Origin of the sequence: Leclercia sp. W17, assembly GCF_003336325.1 — a bacterium.
GTDB lineage: Bacteria > Pseudomonadota > Gammaproteobacteria > Enterobacterales > Enterobacteriaceae > Enterobacter.
In genome coordinates this window covers 167,223-183,074 of record NZ_CP031101.1, presented here as the reverse complement: position 1 = coordinate 183,074, position 15,852 = coordinate 167,223, and the positions used below count along the sequence as shown (strand labels likewise).

At 56.6% G+C, this 15,852-nt stretch carries 13 protein-coding genes and 1 tRNA gene; 6 read left to right on the top strand and 8 right to left on the bottom strand.

Going from position 1 to position 15,852, the window contains the following annotated elements; genetic code table 11:
- Nucleotides 1–4: 4 nt before the first annotated feature.
- The 7 genes from dppC to DVA44_RS00855 form a co-directional block, all read right to left on the bottom strand.
- Nucleotides 5–901, bottom strand: coding sequence for a dipeptide ABC transporter permease DppC (gene dppC, locus DVA44_RS00890; RefSeq protein WP_103177794.1), 897 nt, complete (start codon nucleotides 899–901; stop codon nucleotides 5–7).
- A gap of 9 nt (nucleotides 902–910) precedes the next feature.
- Nucleotides 911–1,930 carry a dipeptide ABC transporter permease DppB gene (gene dppB / locus DVA44_RS00885; RefSeq protein WP_103177793.1) on the bottom strand — a complete coding sequence of 340 codons (1,020 nt, stop codon included), beginning with the start codon at nucleotides 1,928–1,930 and terminating at the stop codon, nucleotides 911–913.
- 162 nt (nucleotides 1,931–2,092) lie between these two features.
- Nucleotides 2,093–3,700 (bottom strand): dipeptide ABC transporter periplasmic-binding protein DppA, encoded by a 1,608-nt coding sequence (gene dppA, locus DVA44_RS00880; protein WP_103177792.1) that lies wholly within the window; start codon nucleotides 3,698–3,700, stop codon nucleotides 2,093–2,095.
- 643 nt (nucleotides 3,701–4,343) lie between these two features.
- Nucleotides 4,344–4,420: transfer RNA gene (locus DVA44_RS00870), tRNA-Pro, on the bottom strand.
- A gap of 91 nt (nucleotides 4,421–4,511) precedes the next feature.
- Nucleotides 4,512–6,203 (bottom strand): kdo(2)-lipid A phosphoethanolamine 7''-transferase, encoded by a 1,692-nt coding sequence (gene eptB / locus DVA44_RS00865; RefSeq protein WP_103824369.1) that lies wholly within the window; start codon nucleotides 6,201–6,203, stop codon nucleotides 4,512–4,514.
- Between the two features lie 266 nt (nucleotides 6,204–6,469).
- Nucleotides 6,470–7,672 (bottom strand): MFS transporter, encoded by a 1,203-nt coding sequence (locus DVA44_RS00860; RefSeq protein WP_103824368.1) that lies wholly within the window; start codon nucleotides 7,670–7,672, stop codon nucleotides 6,470–6,472.
- A 205-nt stretch (nucleotides 7,673–7,877) separates the two neighbouring features.
- Nucleotides 7,878–8,582 carry an autotransporter domain-containing protein gene (locus DVA44_RS00855; protein ID WP_103824367.1) on the bottom strand — a complete coding sequence of 235 codons (705 nt, stop codon included), beginning with the start codon at nucleotides 8,580–8,582 and terminating at the stop codon, nucleotides 7,878–7,880.
- Nucleotides 8,583–8,761: 179 nt separating this feature from the next.
- On the opposite strand from DVA44_RS00855, the gene tag reads away from it, so the two are divergent.
- Nucleotides 8,762–9,343: a DNA-3-methyladenine glycosylase I gene (tag, locus tag DVA44_RS00850; RefSeq protein WP_114385546.1), complete on the top strand. Its 582-nt coding sequence runs from the start codon at nucleotides 8,762–8,764 to the stop codon at nucleotides 9,341–9,343.
- Nucleotides 9,321–9,767 (top strand): N-acetyltransferase, encoded by a 447-nt coding sequence (locus tag DVA44_RS00845; protein ID WP_114385545.1) that lies wholly within the window; start codon nucleotides 9,321–9,323, stop codon nucleotides 9,765–9,767. Before tag ends, DVA44_RS00845 begins: the two co-directional genes overlap by 23 nt.
- Here the strand turns inward: DVA44_RS00845 and DVA44_RS00840 are convergent.
- Nucleotides 9,730–12,009 carry a molybdopterin guanine dinucleotide-containing S/N-oxide reductase gene (locus tag DVA44_RS00840; protein WP_246843646.1) on the bottom strand — a complete coding sequence of 760 codons (2,280 nt, stop codon included), beginning with the start codon at nucleotides 12,007–12,009 and terminating at the stop codon, nucleotides 9,730–9,732. The two genes, DVA44_RS00845 and DVA44_RS00840, sit on opposite strands and share 38 nt — an antisense overlap.
- Before the next feature lie 216 nt (nucleotides 12,010–12,225).
- Here DVA44_RS00840 and DVA44_RS00835 point away from each other — a divergent pair, with 216 nt between their 5' ends.
- From DVA44_RS00835 to DVA44_RS00820, 4 genes are all read left to right on the top strand, one after another.
- Nucleotides 12,226–12,888 (top strand): OmpA family lipoprotein, encoded by a 663-nt coding sequence (locus DVA44_RS00835; RefSeq protein WP_103177784.1) that lies wholly within the window; start codon nucleotides 12,226–12,228, stop codon nucleotides 12,886–12,888.
- Nucleotides 12,889–12,999: 111 nt separating this feature from the next.
- A complete protein-coding gene (locus DVA44_RS00830; protein ID WP_114385543.1) occupies nucleotides 13,000–14,016 on the top strand; it encodes a LacI family DNA-binding transcriptional regulator in 1,017 nt (338 codons plus the stop codon).
- A gap of 102 nt (nucleotides 14,017–14,118) precedes the next feature.
- Complete coding sequence (locus DVA44_RS00825) at nucleotides 14,119–14,868, top strand: sugar phosphate isomerase/epimerase (protein WP_114385542.1); 750 nt, start codon at nucleotides 14,119–14,121, stop codon at nucleotides 14,866–14,868.
- A gap of 3 nt (nucleotides 14,869–14,871) precedes the next feature.
- Complete coding sequence (locus DVA44_RS00820; protein ID WP_114385541.1) at nucleotides 14,872–15,810, top strand: sugar kinase; 939 nt, start codon at nucleotides 14,872–14,874, stop codon at nucleotides 15,808–15,810.
- The last annotated feature ends 42 nt before the right edge of the window (nucleotides 15,811–15,852 follow it).

Below are 15,852 nucleotides of genomic sequence, written 5' to 3'. Positions count from 1 at the left end.
CCTCTTACTGCTTCAGTTTGGGATCAAGTGCATCACGCAGACCATCACCCATCAGGTTAAATGCCAGCACCGTCAGCAGGATCGCCAGACCCGGGAAGGTCACGACCCACCAGGCGCTTTGCGCGAACTGCAACACGTCGGAGAGCATGGTGCCCCACTCCGGTGTTGGCGGCTGCGCACCCATGCCAAGGAAGCCAAGAGCGGCCATATCGAGAATGGCGTTAGAGAAACCGAGCGACGCCTGAACAATCAGCGGCGCAAGGCAGTTTGGAAGAATGTTGATGAACATCTGACGCATCGCGCCAGCGCCCGCCACGCGAGAGGCGGTAACGTAGTCGCGGTTCACTTCCACCAGCACCGCCGCGCGGGTTAATCGCACGTAGTGAGGAAGGGCAACAAAGGTCAGAGCCAGCGCGGCGTTGCCGATTGACGGGCCGAAGATCGCCACCAGCACCAGCGCCAGCAGCAGGCTTGGCAGAGCCAGCATGATGTCGACGATACGCATGATGGTGTTATCAATCAGGCCGCCAAAGTAACCGGCGATCAGGCCCAGCACCACGCCGAGGATCAACGACAGCACCACCACCAGACAGCCAACCAGCAGCGACAGACGTGCGCCGTACATCAGACGGGAAAGCACATCACGGCCCACGTCATCGGTACCCAGCAGATGCGTCAGGGTGCCGCCGTCCTGCCATACCGGGGGTGCAAGCAGCGCATCACGGAACTGCTCCGCCGGGTTATGCGGCGCAAGCACGTTCGCAAACACGGCAATCAGGATCATGATGGAAACGTATACCAGCCCTACCACCGCGCCTTTGTTGCGTTTGAAGTAGTGCCAGAACTCCTGCATCGGCGTCATTGGCACCGGTGCAGCTTTATTTACAGTAACTTGTGACATGATGGCCCCTTACTTCTTATGACGAATACGCGGGTTCACCACGCCGTACAGCAAATCGACCAGCAGGTTGACGAGGATAATCATCGTCGCCACCAGCAACACACCGCCCTGCACCACCGGATAGTCACGGCGCTGCAGCGCGTCAATCAACCAGCGACCCAGACCCGGCCAGGAGAAGATGGTTTCGGTCAGAATCGCCCCTGCCAGCAGCGTTCCCACCTGCAGGCCGATAACCGTGACCACCGGCAGCATGGCGTTGCGCAGGGCATGAATAATGATCACCCGCATACGGGTCAGTCCTTTGGCGCGGGCAGTACGGATATAGTCCTCGCCCAGCACTTCCAGCATCGACGAACGGGTCATACGCACGATGACCGCCAGCGGGATTGTCCCGAGCACCATCGCAGGCAGGATCATGTGCGCCAGCGCATCAATAAAGTTGCCCTCTTCACCCCAGATAGCCGTGTCGATCAGCATAAAGCCGGTCAGCGGATTGGTGTCATCGAGGAAGACCATATCGCTGACGCGCCCTGAGACAGGCGTCAGGTTCAGCTGCACCGAAACCAGCATAATCAGCATCATGCCCCACCAGAAGATAGGCATGGAGTAGCCGGTCAGCGCCAGGCCAACGGCAGTATGATCAAAGATGGAGCCACGTTTCACCGCAGCCAGCACGCCCACCGGAATACCAACGGCGACGGCAAAAATCATGGCGCAGACACCGAGCTCCAGCGTCGCTTTAAAACGTGGTACGAACTCTTCCCACACCGGAAGACGGCTTTTCAGCGAAATGCCCAAATCACCATGCATCACACCCCAGATATAGTGGAGATACTGCTGCCACATCGGCTTATCCAGCCCCAGTTCGGCCAACAGCTGTGCATGACGTTCAGGAGAAATGCCACGCTCGCCCGCCATAATCATTACCGGGTCACCGGGGATCATATGGACGAAAGCGAAGGTGAGAAGGGTGATACCGATAAACGTGGGGATAACAAGTCCCAGACGTCGGAGGATGAACTGCAACATAACCCGGATTCTCTCTAATGACGTACGCCTGGAGGCGCGACGTCTGTATTGCTCACAAAACTACTGCCGGGTGGCGCTGCGCTTACCCGGCCTACATTTGTAGGCCCGCGCAAGCGCAGCGCCGCCGGGCATGGGGTGCTGTCGCACCCCTTACGCTTTTAATTATTCAACAGAGACGTTTTCGAAGTGGTGTTTGCCCAGTGGATCAACCACATAGCCTTTAACTTCTTTACGCACTGGTTCGTACACGGTTGAGTGAGCCACGATCAGCGCTGGCGCCTGCTCATGCATGACAACCTGAGCCTGTTTGTACAGTTCGATACGCTTGTTGTGATCTTCTGCAGCACGCGCTGGCTGAATCAGATCTTCAAACGGCTTGTAGCACCAGCGAGAGTAGTTAGAACCATCTTTCGCCGCGGCGCAGCTGAACAGGGTCGCGAAGAAGTTATCTGGATCCCCGTTGTCGCCGGTCCAGCCCATCATCACAGCCTGGTGCTCACCCGCTTTAGCACGCTTCAGGTACTCGCCCCACTCGTAGGTCACGATCTTGGCCTGAACGCCAATCTTAGCCCAGTCAGCCTGAACCATTTCGGCCATACGGCGCGCGTTCGGGTTGTAAGGACGCTGTACTGGCATCGCCCACAGCTCAACGGTAAAGCCTTTATCCTGGCCCGCTTCTTTCAGCAGTGCTTTCGCTTTCTCAACGTCATAGGTGTAATCCTTAACGTCGTCGTTGTAGCCCCACATGGTTGGTGGGATCAGGTTCTTGGCAGCAACGCCAGCGCCCTGATAAACGGCCTTGATGATCGCTTCTTTGTTCACCGCGTAGGTCAGCGCCTGACGCACTTTCACGTCATCAAACGGTTTCTTCTCGGTGTTGAAGGAGAGATAGCCAACGTTCAGACCCGCCTGCTCCATCAGGTTGATGTTTTTATCCTGCTTCATGCGCGCGATGTCAGCCGGGTTCGGGTACGGCATAACCTGGCACTCGTTCTTCTGCAGCTTGGCGTAACGTACGGAGGCGTCAGGCGTTATGGAGAAGACCAGACGGTCGATCTGCGGCTTGGTGCCCCAGTAACCTTCAAACGCTTTGTACAGGATGCGGGAGTCTTTCTGATACTGCAGCAGCTGGAACGGACCGGTACCGATTGGGTTCAGGTCAACTTTCTCCGGGGTGCCAGCTTTCAGCATGTTATCCGCATACTCTTTAGAGAGAATAGAGGCGAAGTCCATAGCCAGGTCAGCCAGGAATGGCGCTTCCGGACGGGTAAGCACGAACTGAACGGTGTTGTCGTCCACTTTTTTGATTTCGCTGATCAGATCCGGCAGACCCATCCCTTCAAAGTATTCATAGCTGCCGCCGGATACTTTGTGGTACGGGTTCTGGGCATTTTTCTGACGGTCAAAGGAGAACACCACGTCGTCGGCGTTAAAGTCGCGCGTAGGTTTAAATTCTTTGCTGTCCTGCCACTTCACGCCCGGGCGCAGGTGGAAGGTGTAGGTCTTGCCGTCTTCGCTGATGTCCCACTTCTCTGCCAGACCCGGAATAACTTCCGTAGTACCGGTTTTGAATTCAACCAGACGGTTATAGATAGGTACAGAGCTTGCGTCGTACGTTGTACCAGAGGTAAAGAGCTGTGGGTTAAAGCCTTCCGGCGAGCCTTCAGAACAGTAGACCAGGGTTTTTGCCTGTACGCTTGCTGCGACAGTCATGGCTACCAGGCTCAGACCAAGCTTCAGCATCCCTGACTTCTTCAAGGAAATACTCATTGTTATTCTGCTCCAATGTGATGTTTTTGTTGTGTTACTCCGCCTGACCTTTAATTTTTTTTTACCCGGTCTGGTCGGTGTTGCCCTAAGGCGTGATAAGGGATGGAGATTCCTTTCAGAAGAGCGACTGAGTTGCAGCGCAGATCCTCCCTGAAATGCCCCTCGTGCCCTACAATCTGTCAACAGAATGTGAAAACGTCAATACAGGTGACGGGGATTTACGCTAAGTGTGAGAATTGGCAAACAAAGATTAAAAAAACCACCGGGGCCTATTTTCAGCAGGGAAATTTATGCTACCCGCCATGATGCAGCACAACTCTCTATGCATTCTGCTACAACCAGTGATTAACATTTATTCAACCGGGGTAAATTTTCTTACGGAATGGCGATTATCTGCGCACTAAATGCCGTGAACGTTAAAACGCACAGGGGAAAATGCTGAGGTTATGTATAAGCAACGCGAAAAAAGATCATTCCATATATAAAAAAATACAATGGAATATGTCACATAATCGTTAACAGGCAGGGGGAAAGCGCGGTAACCGCTATTTTAATTACTTTTGAATAATAACGTTCTGATGGGGCGTGTTACTGTAACCCGTAAAAGCAAAAAACCCCGCTCAAAGAGCGGGGTTTTCGAATGTGGTCGGCGAGAGAGGATTCGAACCTCCGACCCACTGGTCCCAAACCAGTTGCGCTACCAAGCTGCGCTACTCGCCGAATGCGGAGCGTATCTTACTGCTACGCTCTGCCTCCGTCAATCCCTTATTTTGCAAAAGCCTTTCGATCGGCTATAAAGTCGCCAGACCTGTTACTTTGCGGCTTTCGCCGTGCTGTCCGGCACTTTACACCAGTTGTTATTCTCGTTAATTCCACCGTCCGGCGAGGTATAACCGAGGCAACCCAGAATGGTGTCGTACAGCTCCACATGACGACGCGCCACTTTCATATCCGCCTGCGCTTTAAGATGCGCAAACATTTTGGCTTTCTCCGGGTTCTCCAGATACTTATCAGACATCCACACCATCATCGGTACGCGGAACTGCTCCGGCGGGGCCATCTTGCGCGGCGTACCGTGCAGGTGCTCTTTCTCGTTAATCGACTCACCGTGGTCGGCGGCATAGAAAACAATGGCTTTCTTATCGCGTACCTGGTCAATCACGCTGTCGATAAAGTGATCCACATAGGTCACCGAGTTGTCGTAGGAGTTGATCAACTGCTGTTTACTGCAGTCTTTATCCACGCCTTTACACTCCGGCGTCCATTTCGCAAAGCTGCGTGGATAACGCTGGGTATAGTTAAAGTGCGACCCTTTGGTATGCAGGATGATCATATGCTTACCGTCCTGGTTGCCCTCCAGCGAGCGTTGCATCTCGTCGATCAGCAGCATGTCGTCCACGCTCTTACCGCGGTTACGCGGCTCAGCGCCGATCTGCTCACGGTAGGCGATGTTATTGGCCATGGTGTTGCTGTAGAACCACATCTCGCTCTGCATCGCATAGAGGTCGGAGGTAAAGCCCAGCTGACGCAGCACTGAGAAGACGTTCTGCTCTTTCAGCGTCCGCTGTGGGTTATCGCTCGCCCCACCCTCACGCACGAACATGCAGCGCAACGAGAGTTTGGTCGCGGTATCGCATGAGTAACCGCGGAAGGCGACAAGGTTTTTCTCCTGCGCCAGCTTCGGCGTGGTATCCCGCTCATAGCCCAGAAGACCCATGTGATCCCAGCGCGTGGTTTCACCGATAATGAAGACAACGTAGGTGTCATCAAGATCTGCAGGCGCCTGATAGGTAAATTTCTTCGCCGGATTCATCAGCGATTTATTGTCGGAAGACTCATCCACCTGCGCCCAGGCGTATAACCCCAGCGCGGAGATCCAGTTGGATGGCAGATAAGAGTTCGCCACCACGCCGCCATAGCTCGGCATATCCACGCCGGAGGTACGCTCAACATTCTTCTGCTGTAAATCCAGCAGGCGGATAGGTCCCCAGACCATTAAGCCTGCCAGCACCACCACCGCGGCGCTTCTGGTGCGCTGTCCGGGAGTACGCAGCTGGCGCAACAACGTATAGCGGCAGCGGTTGTTCCAGATAAGCAGCAGCGGCAGGATGCTCACGCAAACCAGCCAGAGAATAAAGTGTAAACCGACCACCTCTTTCGAGAGGTCGATATCTGTGGTCATCACCGAGGCAATAATGCCGTAGCCGATCACCACGTTCATAAAGGTCATGTAATAGCTGGCACCCGCCGAGCACAGCACCACCAGCGTGGCGAGTACCCGCCAGACACGGCGGCCAAACAGCGACAGCAAACGCAGTAAAAAGAAGGTAACCAGTACAGTGGCAACCAGTTCAACGACCGCAGCGATTCCTTTCCAGGCGGTAAAGTCTTGCGCATAACCATCAAACCGACGGAAAAAAACTGCGCCATTCATAAACAGGCCGATGTACAACGCAAGTAAAAAGCTGAGCTTTTGTTGCGTCATCGCTTTGATATATTTCATTAATGCAACCTGGAAAAAGGTAAAGTAGAGCCGCTTCACTCTTGGTCAAAAAGTGAACAGGTTATTTCATTGCCTGGGAGTACGTTGTCAGAAACGTCTTTAAGCGCGGTAAGTAGACCACAGGGAAAAGAAAAAGTGGCAGCAGAGAATGTGATCCCTGCAAATATTTACAAAAAAACAAGTCCGATGGCATACCAACGGCCTGTTCTTTACACTCTACAAAAACAAAAAAGGCCGGAATATCCGGCCTTTAGAGGGAGTTTCAATCAAGCATGCGCTTGTTGCAATGCTTCACGCTGCGGCTGACGAATAGTGGTGGACAGGGCCAGCGAAATGATAAGTAAGGCGAATATTACGCAGAAAGTCACATAAAAACCGCCGAACAGCGAAGCAATAAGCGAACCGCAAATACTGCCGATACCAAAACCTAAATAAATAACGCCGTAGTTTTTCGCCAGATTATTCAGGCCGAAGAACTCACTGACCAGCGACGGGAAGACGGTGATGGTGCCGCCGAAGTTAAACGCGACGCAGGCGATAGCCGCAAAGAAGGTCACTTCGTTGAGCGGGGCGAAAAGCAGAGCCGCCATTCCCACCAGTGAAACCACCTGGCCGAGGGTAATGACACGGATACGGGCAATTTTATCGGAGAGGATCCCCAGTACCAGGCGACCAGAAAGGTTGGCAATAGAGATAATGGTTACCGCGTTGGCCGCTGTTGCCGCATCCAGTTTCACCATCCCCTGGGCGATATCTTTCGCCACGCCAATCACATACAGACCGCTCATGCAGGCCGTCAGGAACATCACAGCCAGCATCCAGTACTGCGGCTTACGCATCGACTGGGCCAGCGTAAAGTCATTCTCGACTACGCCATTGACCGTCTGCACCTCCTGCTGCGGCGCATCTTTCATCAGGGTAGCGCCAAACAGGATCATCACCAGCACGATTGCGCCCCAGATCATAAAGGTTTTTTCAAGGCCGACGGTGGCGAGTAACTGGCTGTCGATAAATTTGAAGCCCAGGCTGCCAAGGCCATAAGAACCGATGGCAAAGGCGGAGATCAGCCCTTTACGCTCCGGGAACCATTTCACACAGTTCGACAGGGTTAAGAGATAACCTGCGCCATCTGCCAACCCGACCAGCACCCCAGCGCTCAGCCACAGCATCATCAGATTGTTGGAATATGCGGTCAGGAAGAAGCCCAGCCCCAGCAACACACCGGAAGCCATCGTGACGCGCTTCACGCCGAAGCGTTCCTGCAATTTACCGGCGATGGACGAAGAGAGCGCCAGGCCCAGGCTCAGCAAACCAAAGGAGAAAGCCACCTGGCTTATCGGGGCATTGAGTTTGTCGGAAAGGGCGCTGTTAAACAGGCTCCAGGTATAGACCGACCCCAGAGCGAACTGGGTCACGATAGTACCGAAGAGGGTCAGCCAGCGGGTGCGGTTGTAAGTTGAAGTGTTCATGGCAGTTGTCCTGCAGCAGAAAAAAGGGAAATTCACTGCTGACAACGATATCCAAAACCTTACCTTACCAGGGGTAAAACGGCATGAAATGCAGAGGGCGCGGAATGAAATGCCGAAAATCAGGAATGAATGGCCTGGACAACTGTCTGAACCGCACCGGAGAAGGCTCGCTTCCGGTGCTGCACAGGCGATTTACGTGCCTAATTCAGAATCTGGCGCTGACGCCGAGGGTATAAAGATAATCCTCGCCGGCGGTCATATTTTCAGCCTGCGACATCGAGGCATAGGCCGCCATATAAGGATTGATCAGCATATCGGCCCCGACGGTGACATCCATCCAGTTACCGTATTGGGTGGACGGCATCAGGCGTCCCAGGCCGGACTGCATTTTCCACTGGTTATCACCGAACTGCTGGTTATAGCTGATTTGCGCCCACGGTCGCACATCGCCGACGCGCGTGTCCACGCGCCAGCCGAGCGTACTTACGCTGGCGTGCCACAGCGGGTCGATCAACGACTGCGTGTTCACGCTATCGCCAAACTCGTTGTACATATTGGGCGTGGAGCCGTCATAGTGCCAGGCGGCAACCGGTCCGGTCGTGAAACGGCGGGCCACGGGAATACTCCAGCCCACACTCATTGAGCTGGTCGCCTCCACAGGAGAGGAATCAGGTAAATTCAGCGCTAAACCGGGCGTATTCTGCGAGGAGAGGATCCGCTCTTTGAGAATGTCCTCATAACGCGGTTGGTGATCGTCGTCCCATGTATAACGCTCGGTGGTATTACTTTTTGTATCCGAAACGATATATTCCTGTTGCCAGGCGTTTGCTGTGTTGCCTGAAATCAGACAGGCCAACAAGCTCGCCATACCTGTCACGGCATGGCGGCCACTGATATTTTTTATCATCATCAAAGCGACTCCAGAGAAGAGCCGAGTTCGGCGACATTTGTGTTTGTTTAATTGAGGCCAGGTTGCAACATGAGGGATGTTGCGTATCAACCTGTATTAACTATTGTCTCTTTAGGTGACACGTCAAGCCGGGTCGATTGAAATTTTTGTAATTTCAGGAGCAAATAGGGAGAGAAACGATGCAACGTTGTGGCTGGGTTAGCCAGGATCCGCTTTATATCGCCTATCACGATCAAGAGTGGGGTGTACCGGAAACTGACGGGAAGCATTTATTCGAGATGATCTGTCTCGAAGGTCAGCAGGCCGGTTTATCCTGGATCACCGTGCTTAAAAAACGGGAAAACTATCGTCAGGCCTTTCACCAGTTTGATCCGGTCCTTGTCGCCGGGATGACCTCTGCCGATGTCGACAGGTTAGTGCTGGACGCGGGGATTATCCGCCATCGCGGCAAAATCGAAGCCATTATCGGCAACGCCCGGGCCTATCTGGCGATGGAAGAGAACGGCGAGCGCTTTTCCGATTTCGTCTGGTCTTTTGTCGATAACACCCCGCAGGTGACCCAGGCGGCGACGCTTGCAGAGATCCCCACCTCTACGCCAGCCTCAGATGCCCTGTCGAAGGCACTGAAAAAGCGCGGCTTTAAATTCGTGGGCACCACCATCTGTTACTCCTTTATGCAGGCCTGCGGACTGGTCAACGATCACGTCACCGCCTGCCACTGTCACCCCGGAGGTCAACATGATCCGCAAATGGCTCAATGACGATGTCGAGCCCCTGCTGGCACTCTGGCTGGAGAGCACCACCGTCGCCCATCCGTTTATCGATGCGCAATACTGGCTGGAGAGCAAAGCGGTGGTGCGAGAGGTTTACCTGCCGTCGGCCGAGACATGGGTATGGGAAGAGAAAGGCCAGCTTCGCGGGTTTATCAGCGTGATGGAATCGCGGTTTATCGGCGCGCTGTTTGTCGATCCGGCCTTTGCGGGCAAAGGGATCGGGCATGCGCTGATAAAACATGTTCAGCAGCGCTACCCGTCCTTAAGTCTTGAGGTTTACCAGAAGAACAGCCGGGCGGTGAATTTCTACCACGCTCAGGGCTTTCGCATTGAAGACAGCGCCTGGCAGGAAGATACCCAACACCCAACCTGGCTTATGAGCTGGCAGGCGGATCAAACGCCGTCAGCGTAAGCGCTGGCCCCTGATATTTTTCCAGCCACGCCAGCGCGGTATTTCCCGCGCAGCCATTCCCCAGCTTCGAGCTGGGGAGATCTTTGGTCAGCACGTTGACCGCCCCGTTCTTACAAATCCCGTCGTTATCAGGATCCAGATCCGGCCATGCCCCCTGATGAATGCAGATCACCCCCGGCTTAATGCCCTCGCTGACCACCGCGCCTGCCAGCACCTGACCGCGATGGTTCCAGACGCGGACCACGTCGCCATCGGCAATGCCGCGCGCTTTCGCATCATCCGGATGCAGCGTCACCGGCTCGCGTCCGGCCACCGCATACTGCTCGCGCAGGGCAGAGTAGTTCAACTGGCTGTGCAGACGATGCGCCGGATGGGCAGAGAGAATTTGTAACTGCCCCGGCTCAGCATTGCCATGCCACTCGTCCGGTGCCAGCCACATCGGGTGAGGTGGACAGTCGGCATAGCCAAAGCTGGCGATGCGCTCTGAGTAAATCACGATTTTGCCGCTCTCGGTTTTAAGCGGATGGCTCTCGGGATCGCGACGGAAATCCGCGAAGCGCACGAACCTGGCGTTCTCCTCAGATTCCGGCATTTCAACGATAGCATTGGCTTCCCAGAACTCGGCAAAGGGTGCCAGGGTCACTCCCTGTGCCGCGCCGCGCTGCCCGGCAATCTCATAAAACGTCTCCAGCCACTCCAGATCGGTTTTACCTTCGGTGAAACGCTCGCCGCCGCCCTGCTCCCAGCGCTCGCTCAGTTCGGCAAACACATCAAGATCGTCACGCGCTTCATCGCGCGGCGGTACGACCCGCTTCATCGGCACCATATGCTGGTTGCTGTAGTCGCCGGTCATGGTCATGTCGTTACGTTCAAACGAGGTGGTCGCCGGCAGCACGATATCGGCATGCTTCGCCGCCGCCGTCCAGAAACATTCGGAGATCACCACCAGCTCCGGCTTCTGCCAGGCGCGGATCAGGCGGTTGGTGTCCTGATGATGGGTAAAGTTGGCCCCACCTGCCCACCAGACAAAGCGAATATCCGGGAAGTGGCGATCCAGGCCGTTGTGCTGATAAAAACCGCCGGGGTTTTCCAGGGCTTCCACAATGCGGGCGACCGGGATCTTATCCACCGCGTCGGTACCGCCCTTGACCGAGCCCTGCATTGAGGCCAGCACCGCCGCACGACGGGTCGGGTTACCGCCATTGGCAAAGTGATACGACAGGCCAAAGCCGCCACCCGGCGTACCAATCTGGCCGAGCATCGCCGCGAGGGTGACCAGCATCCAGTGTTTTTGCTCACCAAACTGCTGGCGCTGCATCCCCCACCCCGCCATCAGCATGGTGGTGTTATTGTGGAACAACGCCGCCAGTTCACGAATTTTATCTGCCGGAACGCCACAAATTTCGGCAGCCCACTCGGCGGTTTTGGCGATACCGTCCGTCGTTCCGAGCAGGTAATCGGCAAACTTTTCATACCCGGAGGTACAGCGGGCAAGAAACGCTTCATCCTGCCAGCCGTTCTCAACCAGCGTATGGGCGATGCCGAGCATCATGGCCACATCGGTGCCCATATGCGGGGCGATCCACTCGGCGCGCTCGCCAAAGAAATCCATGGTCTCGGAGCGCATCGGATCAATGCAGATCAGGCGCTTGCCGCTTTTACGCAGCGCGTCGAAATAGGGGATGCCCTGCTCGTCGCTGGCGTTCCAGGCAATTTTCAGGGTGTTGAGCGGGTTGGCGCTCCAGAGCACCACCACCTCGCTGTGCTCCAGCACCAGCGGCCAGCTGGTCTGCTGCTGATACACTTCGTTGCCGCCCACCACATACGGCATGATGGCCTGCGCCGCACCGGTGGAGTAGTCCCCCAGATGGCCGGTATAGCCGCCCGCCAGGCTCATATAGCGCTGGAGCAGGGTAGCGGCTTTGTGCAGCACGCCATTGGAACGCCAGCCGTACGAACCGGCGAAAATGGACGATGGGCCATAGCTCTGGCGAATACGTTTATGCTGCGCATCGATAAGCGTCAGCGCCTCATCCCAGCTGACGCGCACAAACTCATCCTGCCCGCGCACCCCCTGCGGATTATCCGGCGAGGCGAGAAACCCCTTACGCACCATCGGCCAACGCACGCGCGTTTTGCTGTGCACCTGGTCGCGCACCGCGGTCTGCAAGGAGTTGGGATACGTTGTCGGCAACGCGCCGCGGGATGACAGCACCGTCTCGCCGTCGGTCTCGACCAGCATCGGCCCCCAGTGGGCTGCAGTCAGAATGGTTTTCGTTGAAGTGGTCACAGCGTGTGCTCCTGGATTGCCTGTTGCAGGTTTTCTCAGCCTTCATTGAGGCTGTTTATGATTAGACACAAATTTAAGAGTTATCCCCGGAATTTTCTCCGTAACTGCACGTCATAATCAACCGCCACGCCCGTCGTGGCAAAGAATAAAAAAGCTTAAGGAAAGAAGATGAAAAAAAGCGCACTTATGATTGCCGCCGTGGTGAGCGGCGCACTGGTTGTTTCAGGCTGCACCACCAACCCTTACACCGGCGAACGCGAAGCGGGTAAATCAGGCATTGGCGCAGGCCTCGGCTCCCTGGTAGGCGCAGGTGTTGGCGCACTCTCCTCCTCGAAAAAAGATCGCGGCAAAGGCGCGCTGATTGGCGCCGCAGCAGGCGCAGCCCTGGGCGGCGGTGTCGGTTATTACATGGACGTGCAGGAAGCGAAGCTGCGCGACAAAATGCAGGGCACCGGCGTGAGCGTAACCCGCAGCGGCGATAACATCATTCTGAACATGCCAAACAACGTCACCTTCGACAGCAACAGCTCAACGCTGAAACCGGCGGGTGCCAATACCCTGACCGGCGTGGCGATGGTGCTCAAGGAGTACGAAAAAACCGCGGTGAACGTGCTGGGCTATACCGACAGCACCGGCAGCCAGGATCTAAATATGCGTCTCTCCCAGCAACGTGCTGACGCGGTGGCCAGCTCGCTGATCACCCAGGGCGTAGCGGCGACCCGTATTCGCACCAGCGGTATGGGCCCGGCGAATCCGATCGCCAGCAACAGCACGGCGGAAGGCAAAGCCCAGAACCGTCGCGTTGAGATCACCTTAAGCCCGATTCAGTAAGGGGTGTGCCGGGTGGCGGCATCGCCCTGCCCGGCCAGTCGTCCCGGTAAGCGTAGCGCCACCGGGCATTTTCGCGCTAAGGTATGCTCACCCAAGGCAAGGAAACCAGCGATGAGCAAATCAACACGGCCCACCATCAGCGATGTGGCGAAAGCCGCAAAAACCGGTAAAACCAGCATCTCCCGTTACCTCAACGGCGAAAAACACCTGCTGTCCGACGCGCTGTTAGCCCGCATTGAACAGGCCATCGCCGAACTCGACTATCGTCCCAGCCTGATGGCCCGGGGACTGAAGCGCGGGCGAACCCGCCTGATCGGGCTTATCCTCGCCGACATCACCAACCCCTACTCTGTTAACGTCCTCAGCGGCATCGAAGCCGCCTGTCGGGAAAAAGGCTTCACCCCGCTGGTGTGTAACACCAACAACGAACTTGACCAGGAGCTGCATTACCTCGATCTGCTGCGCAGCTATCAGGTAGAGGGCATTGTGGTTAACGCTGTGGGAATGCGTGAAGAGGGGCTGAACCGCCTGCAACAGTCCGCCCTGCCGATGGTGCTGATTGACCGCAAAATCCCGGATTTCGCCTGTGATGTGGTAGGGCTGGACAACACCCAGGCCGCCACCACCGCCACGGAACACCTGATAGAACAAGGGTTTGAAGCGATTCTGTTCCTGAGCGAACCGCTGGGCATGGTCAACACCCGTCGCGAGCGCCTCAGCGCGTTTCGCGCGACCCTCGCCCGTTATACTGGCGTGATCGCCGAGAACGTCGAAATCCCCCTTCATGAAGCCGGGCAGATGGACAGTGCCCTGCGCCAGTTCCATACCCGTCATCGCGGCATGCGCAAGGCGGTCATCTCCGCTAACGGCGCCTTAACGCTACAGGTCGCCCGATCGCTTAAGCGCATCGGCCTACACTGGGGCAGCGATATCGGTCTGCTGGGCTTTGACGAGCTGGAGTGGGCCGAGCTGGCCGGTGTCGGCATCACCACCCTCAAACAGCCCACCTGGCAGATTGGCTTCGCCGCCGTCGAGCAGGTGGTTCGCCGAATCAACGGCGCCGATGAGGCGGTCCGGGAGCAGGTCTTCTCCGGGGAGCTGATCGTGCGCGGTTCCACGGCGCGTTAATCCCCCTTCGTGATGGCGATCATAAATCCGGCATCCTGAACTTTTCTTTGGAACCGGTTCCATCTAGCGTAAAGAGTATCAGCTACGTGATGGAGTCCGCCGATGGGCAGAAAAATTATTGTTGTCACCGCCGCGTATGGCGCTGACCAGGTACGGCAAGCGGGTGGGCAGCGTGCCATGCTGCCGGTTATCGCCGGGGCAGGCGCCGATGGCGTCGAGATCCGCCGGGAGTTATTCAGCGATGCCGAACTGGCAACCTTACCCACCCTTGCCGAGTCCATCGAACTGCTCGGCCTTCTGGCCTGTTACTCCGCCCCCGATGCGCTGTTTAGCGCGGATGGCACCCTCAACCCACTGCTGCCCCGCTACCTTGCCGAGGCCGCGACGCTCAACGCCCTGTGGCTGAAGGTCTCCCTCGGCAACTTCAGCGATAAGCAGCAGCTCGATGCGCTGCGCGCCCTGCTCGATGACACCGGCATGACGCTGGTGGTGGAAAACGACCAGACGCGTTGCGGCCAGCTGGCGCCGATGCAGCGCTTCAAGGCGGCCTGCCGGGTAATGAGCCTGCCGGTCACGCTGACATTTGATATGGGCAACTGGCTGTGGGTGGGTGAGTCACCGGAAGAAGCCGCGAAGCATCTGGCGCCCGCGGTGAGCTATATCCACGTTAAGGCCGCCGTTCCTCATCAGCAGCAGTATCGCGCCGTGCCGCCGGACCAGGACAGCACCCGCTGGCAGGCCCTGCTGGAGCAACTGCCCGGCGATGTCCCACGCGGGATCGAGTTTCCGCTTGAAGGGCCCGATCTGACGGCGGTCACCCGTCATTACGTCAATTTACTGCGGGAGGCGTAAGCGATGCCGAATACTCTGGATGTCATCACCATTGGTGAAGCGATGGCTATGTTTGTGGCTACCCACACCGGTGACTTAAGCGAAGTCGATCACTTTATGAAGCGCGTCGCGGGTGCCGAGCTGAACGTTGCCACCGGGCTGGCACGCCTTGGCCTGAAGGTGGGCTGGGTGAGCCGCGTCGGCAATGACAGCTTCGGCCAGTTTGTGCTCGACACCTTGAAAAAAGAGGGGATCGAGACCGCAGGCGTGACCATAGACGACCGTTATCCGACGGGCTTCCAGCTCAAATCGAAAGTCACTGATGGAACCGATCCCATTGTGGAGTATTTCCGCAAAGGCTCGGCGGCCAGCCACCTCTCCGTTGAAGATTTCAATCCGATCGGGTTTACCGCAGCAAGGCATCTGCACCTGAGCGGCGTGGCAGCAGCGCTGTCCGCCAGCTCTTACGCCCTGCTCGATCACGCGGCGGGTGCCATGAAAGCCGCGGGGAAAACCATTTCGTTCGATCCCAATCTGCGCCCGGTGCTGTGGAAAAGCGAAGCGGAGATGGTGGAGAAGCTGAACCACCTCGCCTTCCAGGCCGACTGGGTATTACCCGGCCTGAAAGAGGGCCTCATCCTGACCGGGAAAAACACCCCGGAAGGGATCGCCGATTTTTACCTGAACCGGGGCGTGAAGGCCGTGATCCTGAAAACCGGTGCCGACGGCGCCTGGTATAAAACCGCCGATGGCGAGCAGGGTGCCGTGGCGGCAGTGAAGGTCGAAAACGTCGTCGATACCGTCGGCGCAGGAGACGGCTTTGCTGTTGGTGTGGTCAGCGCCCTGCTGGAAGGCAAAACGCTGCATCAGGCCGTCACGCGCGGCAATGTTATCGGCTCGCTGGCGATCCAGGTTCAGGGCGACAGCGAAGGATTACCCACCCGGGCGCAACTGGACGCATAAATTCCCTCTCCCTACAGGGGAGAGTGGGCTAACGATTAAACC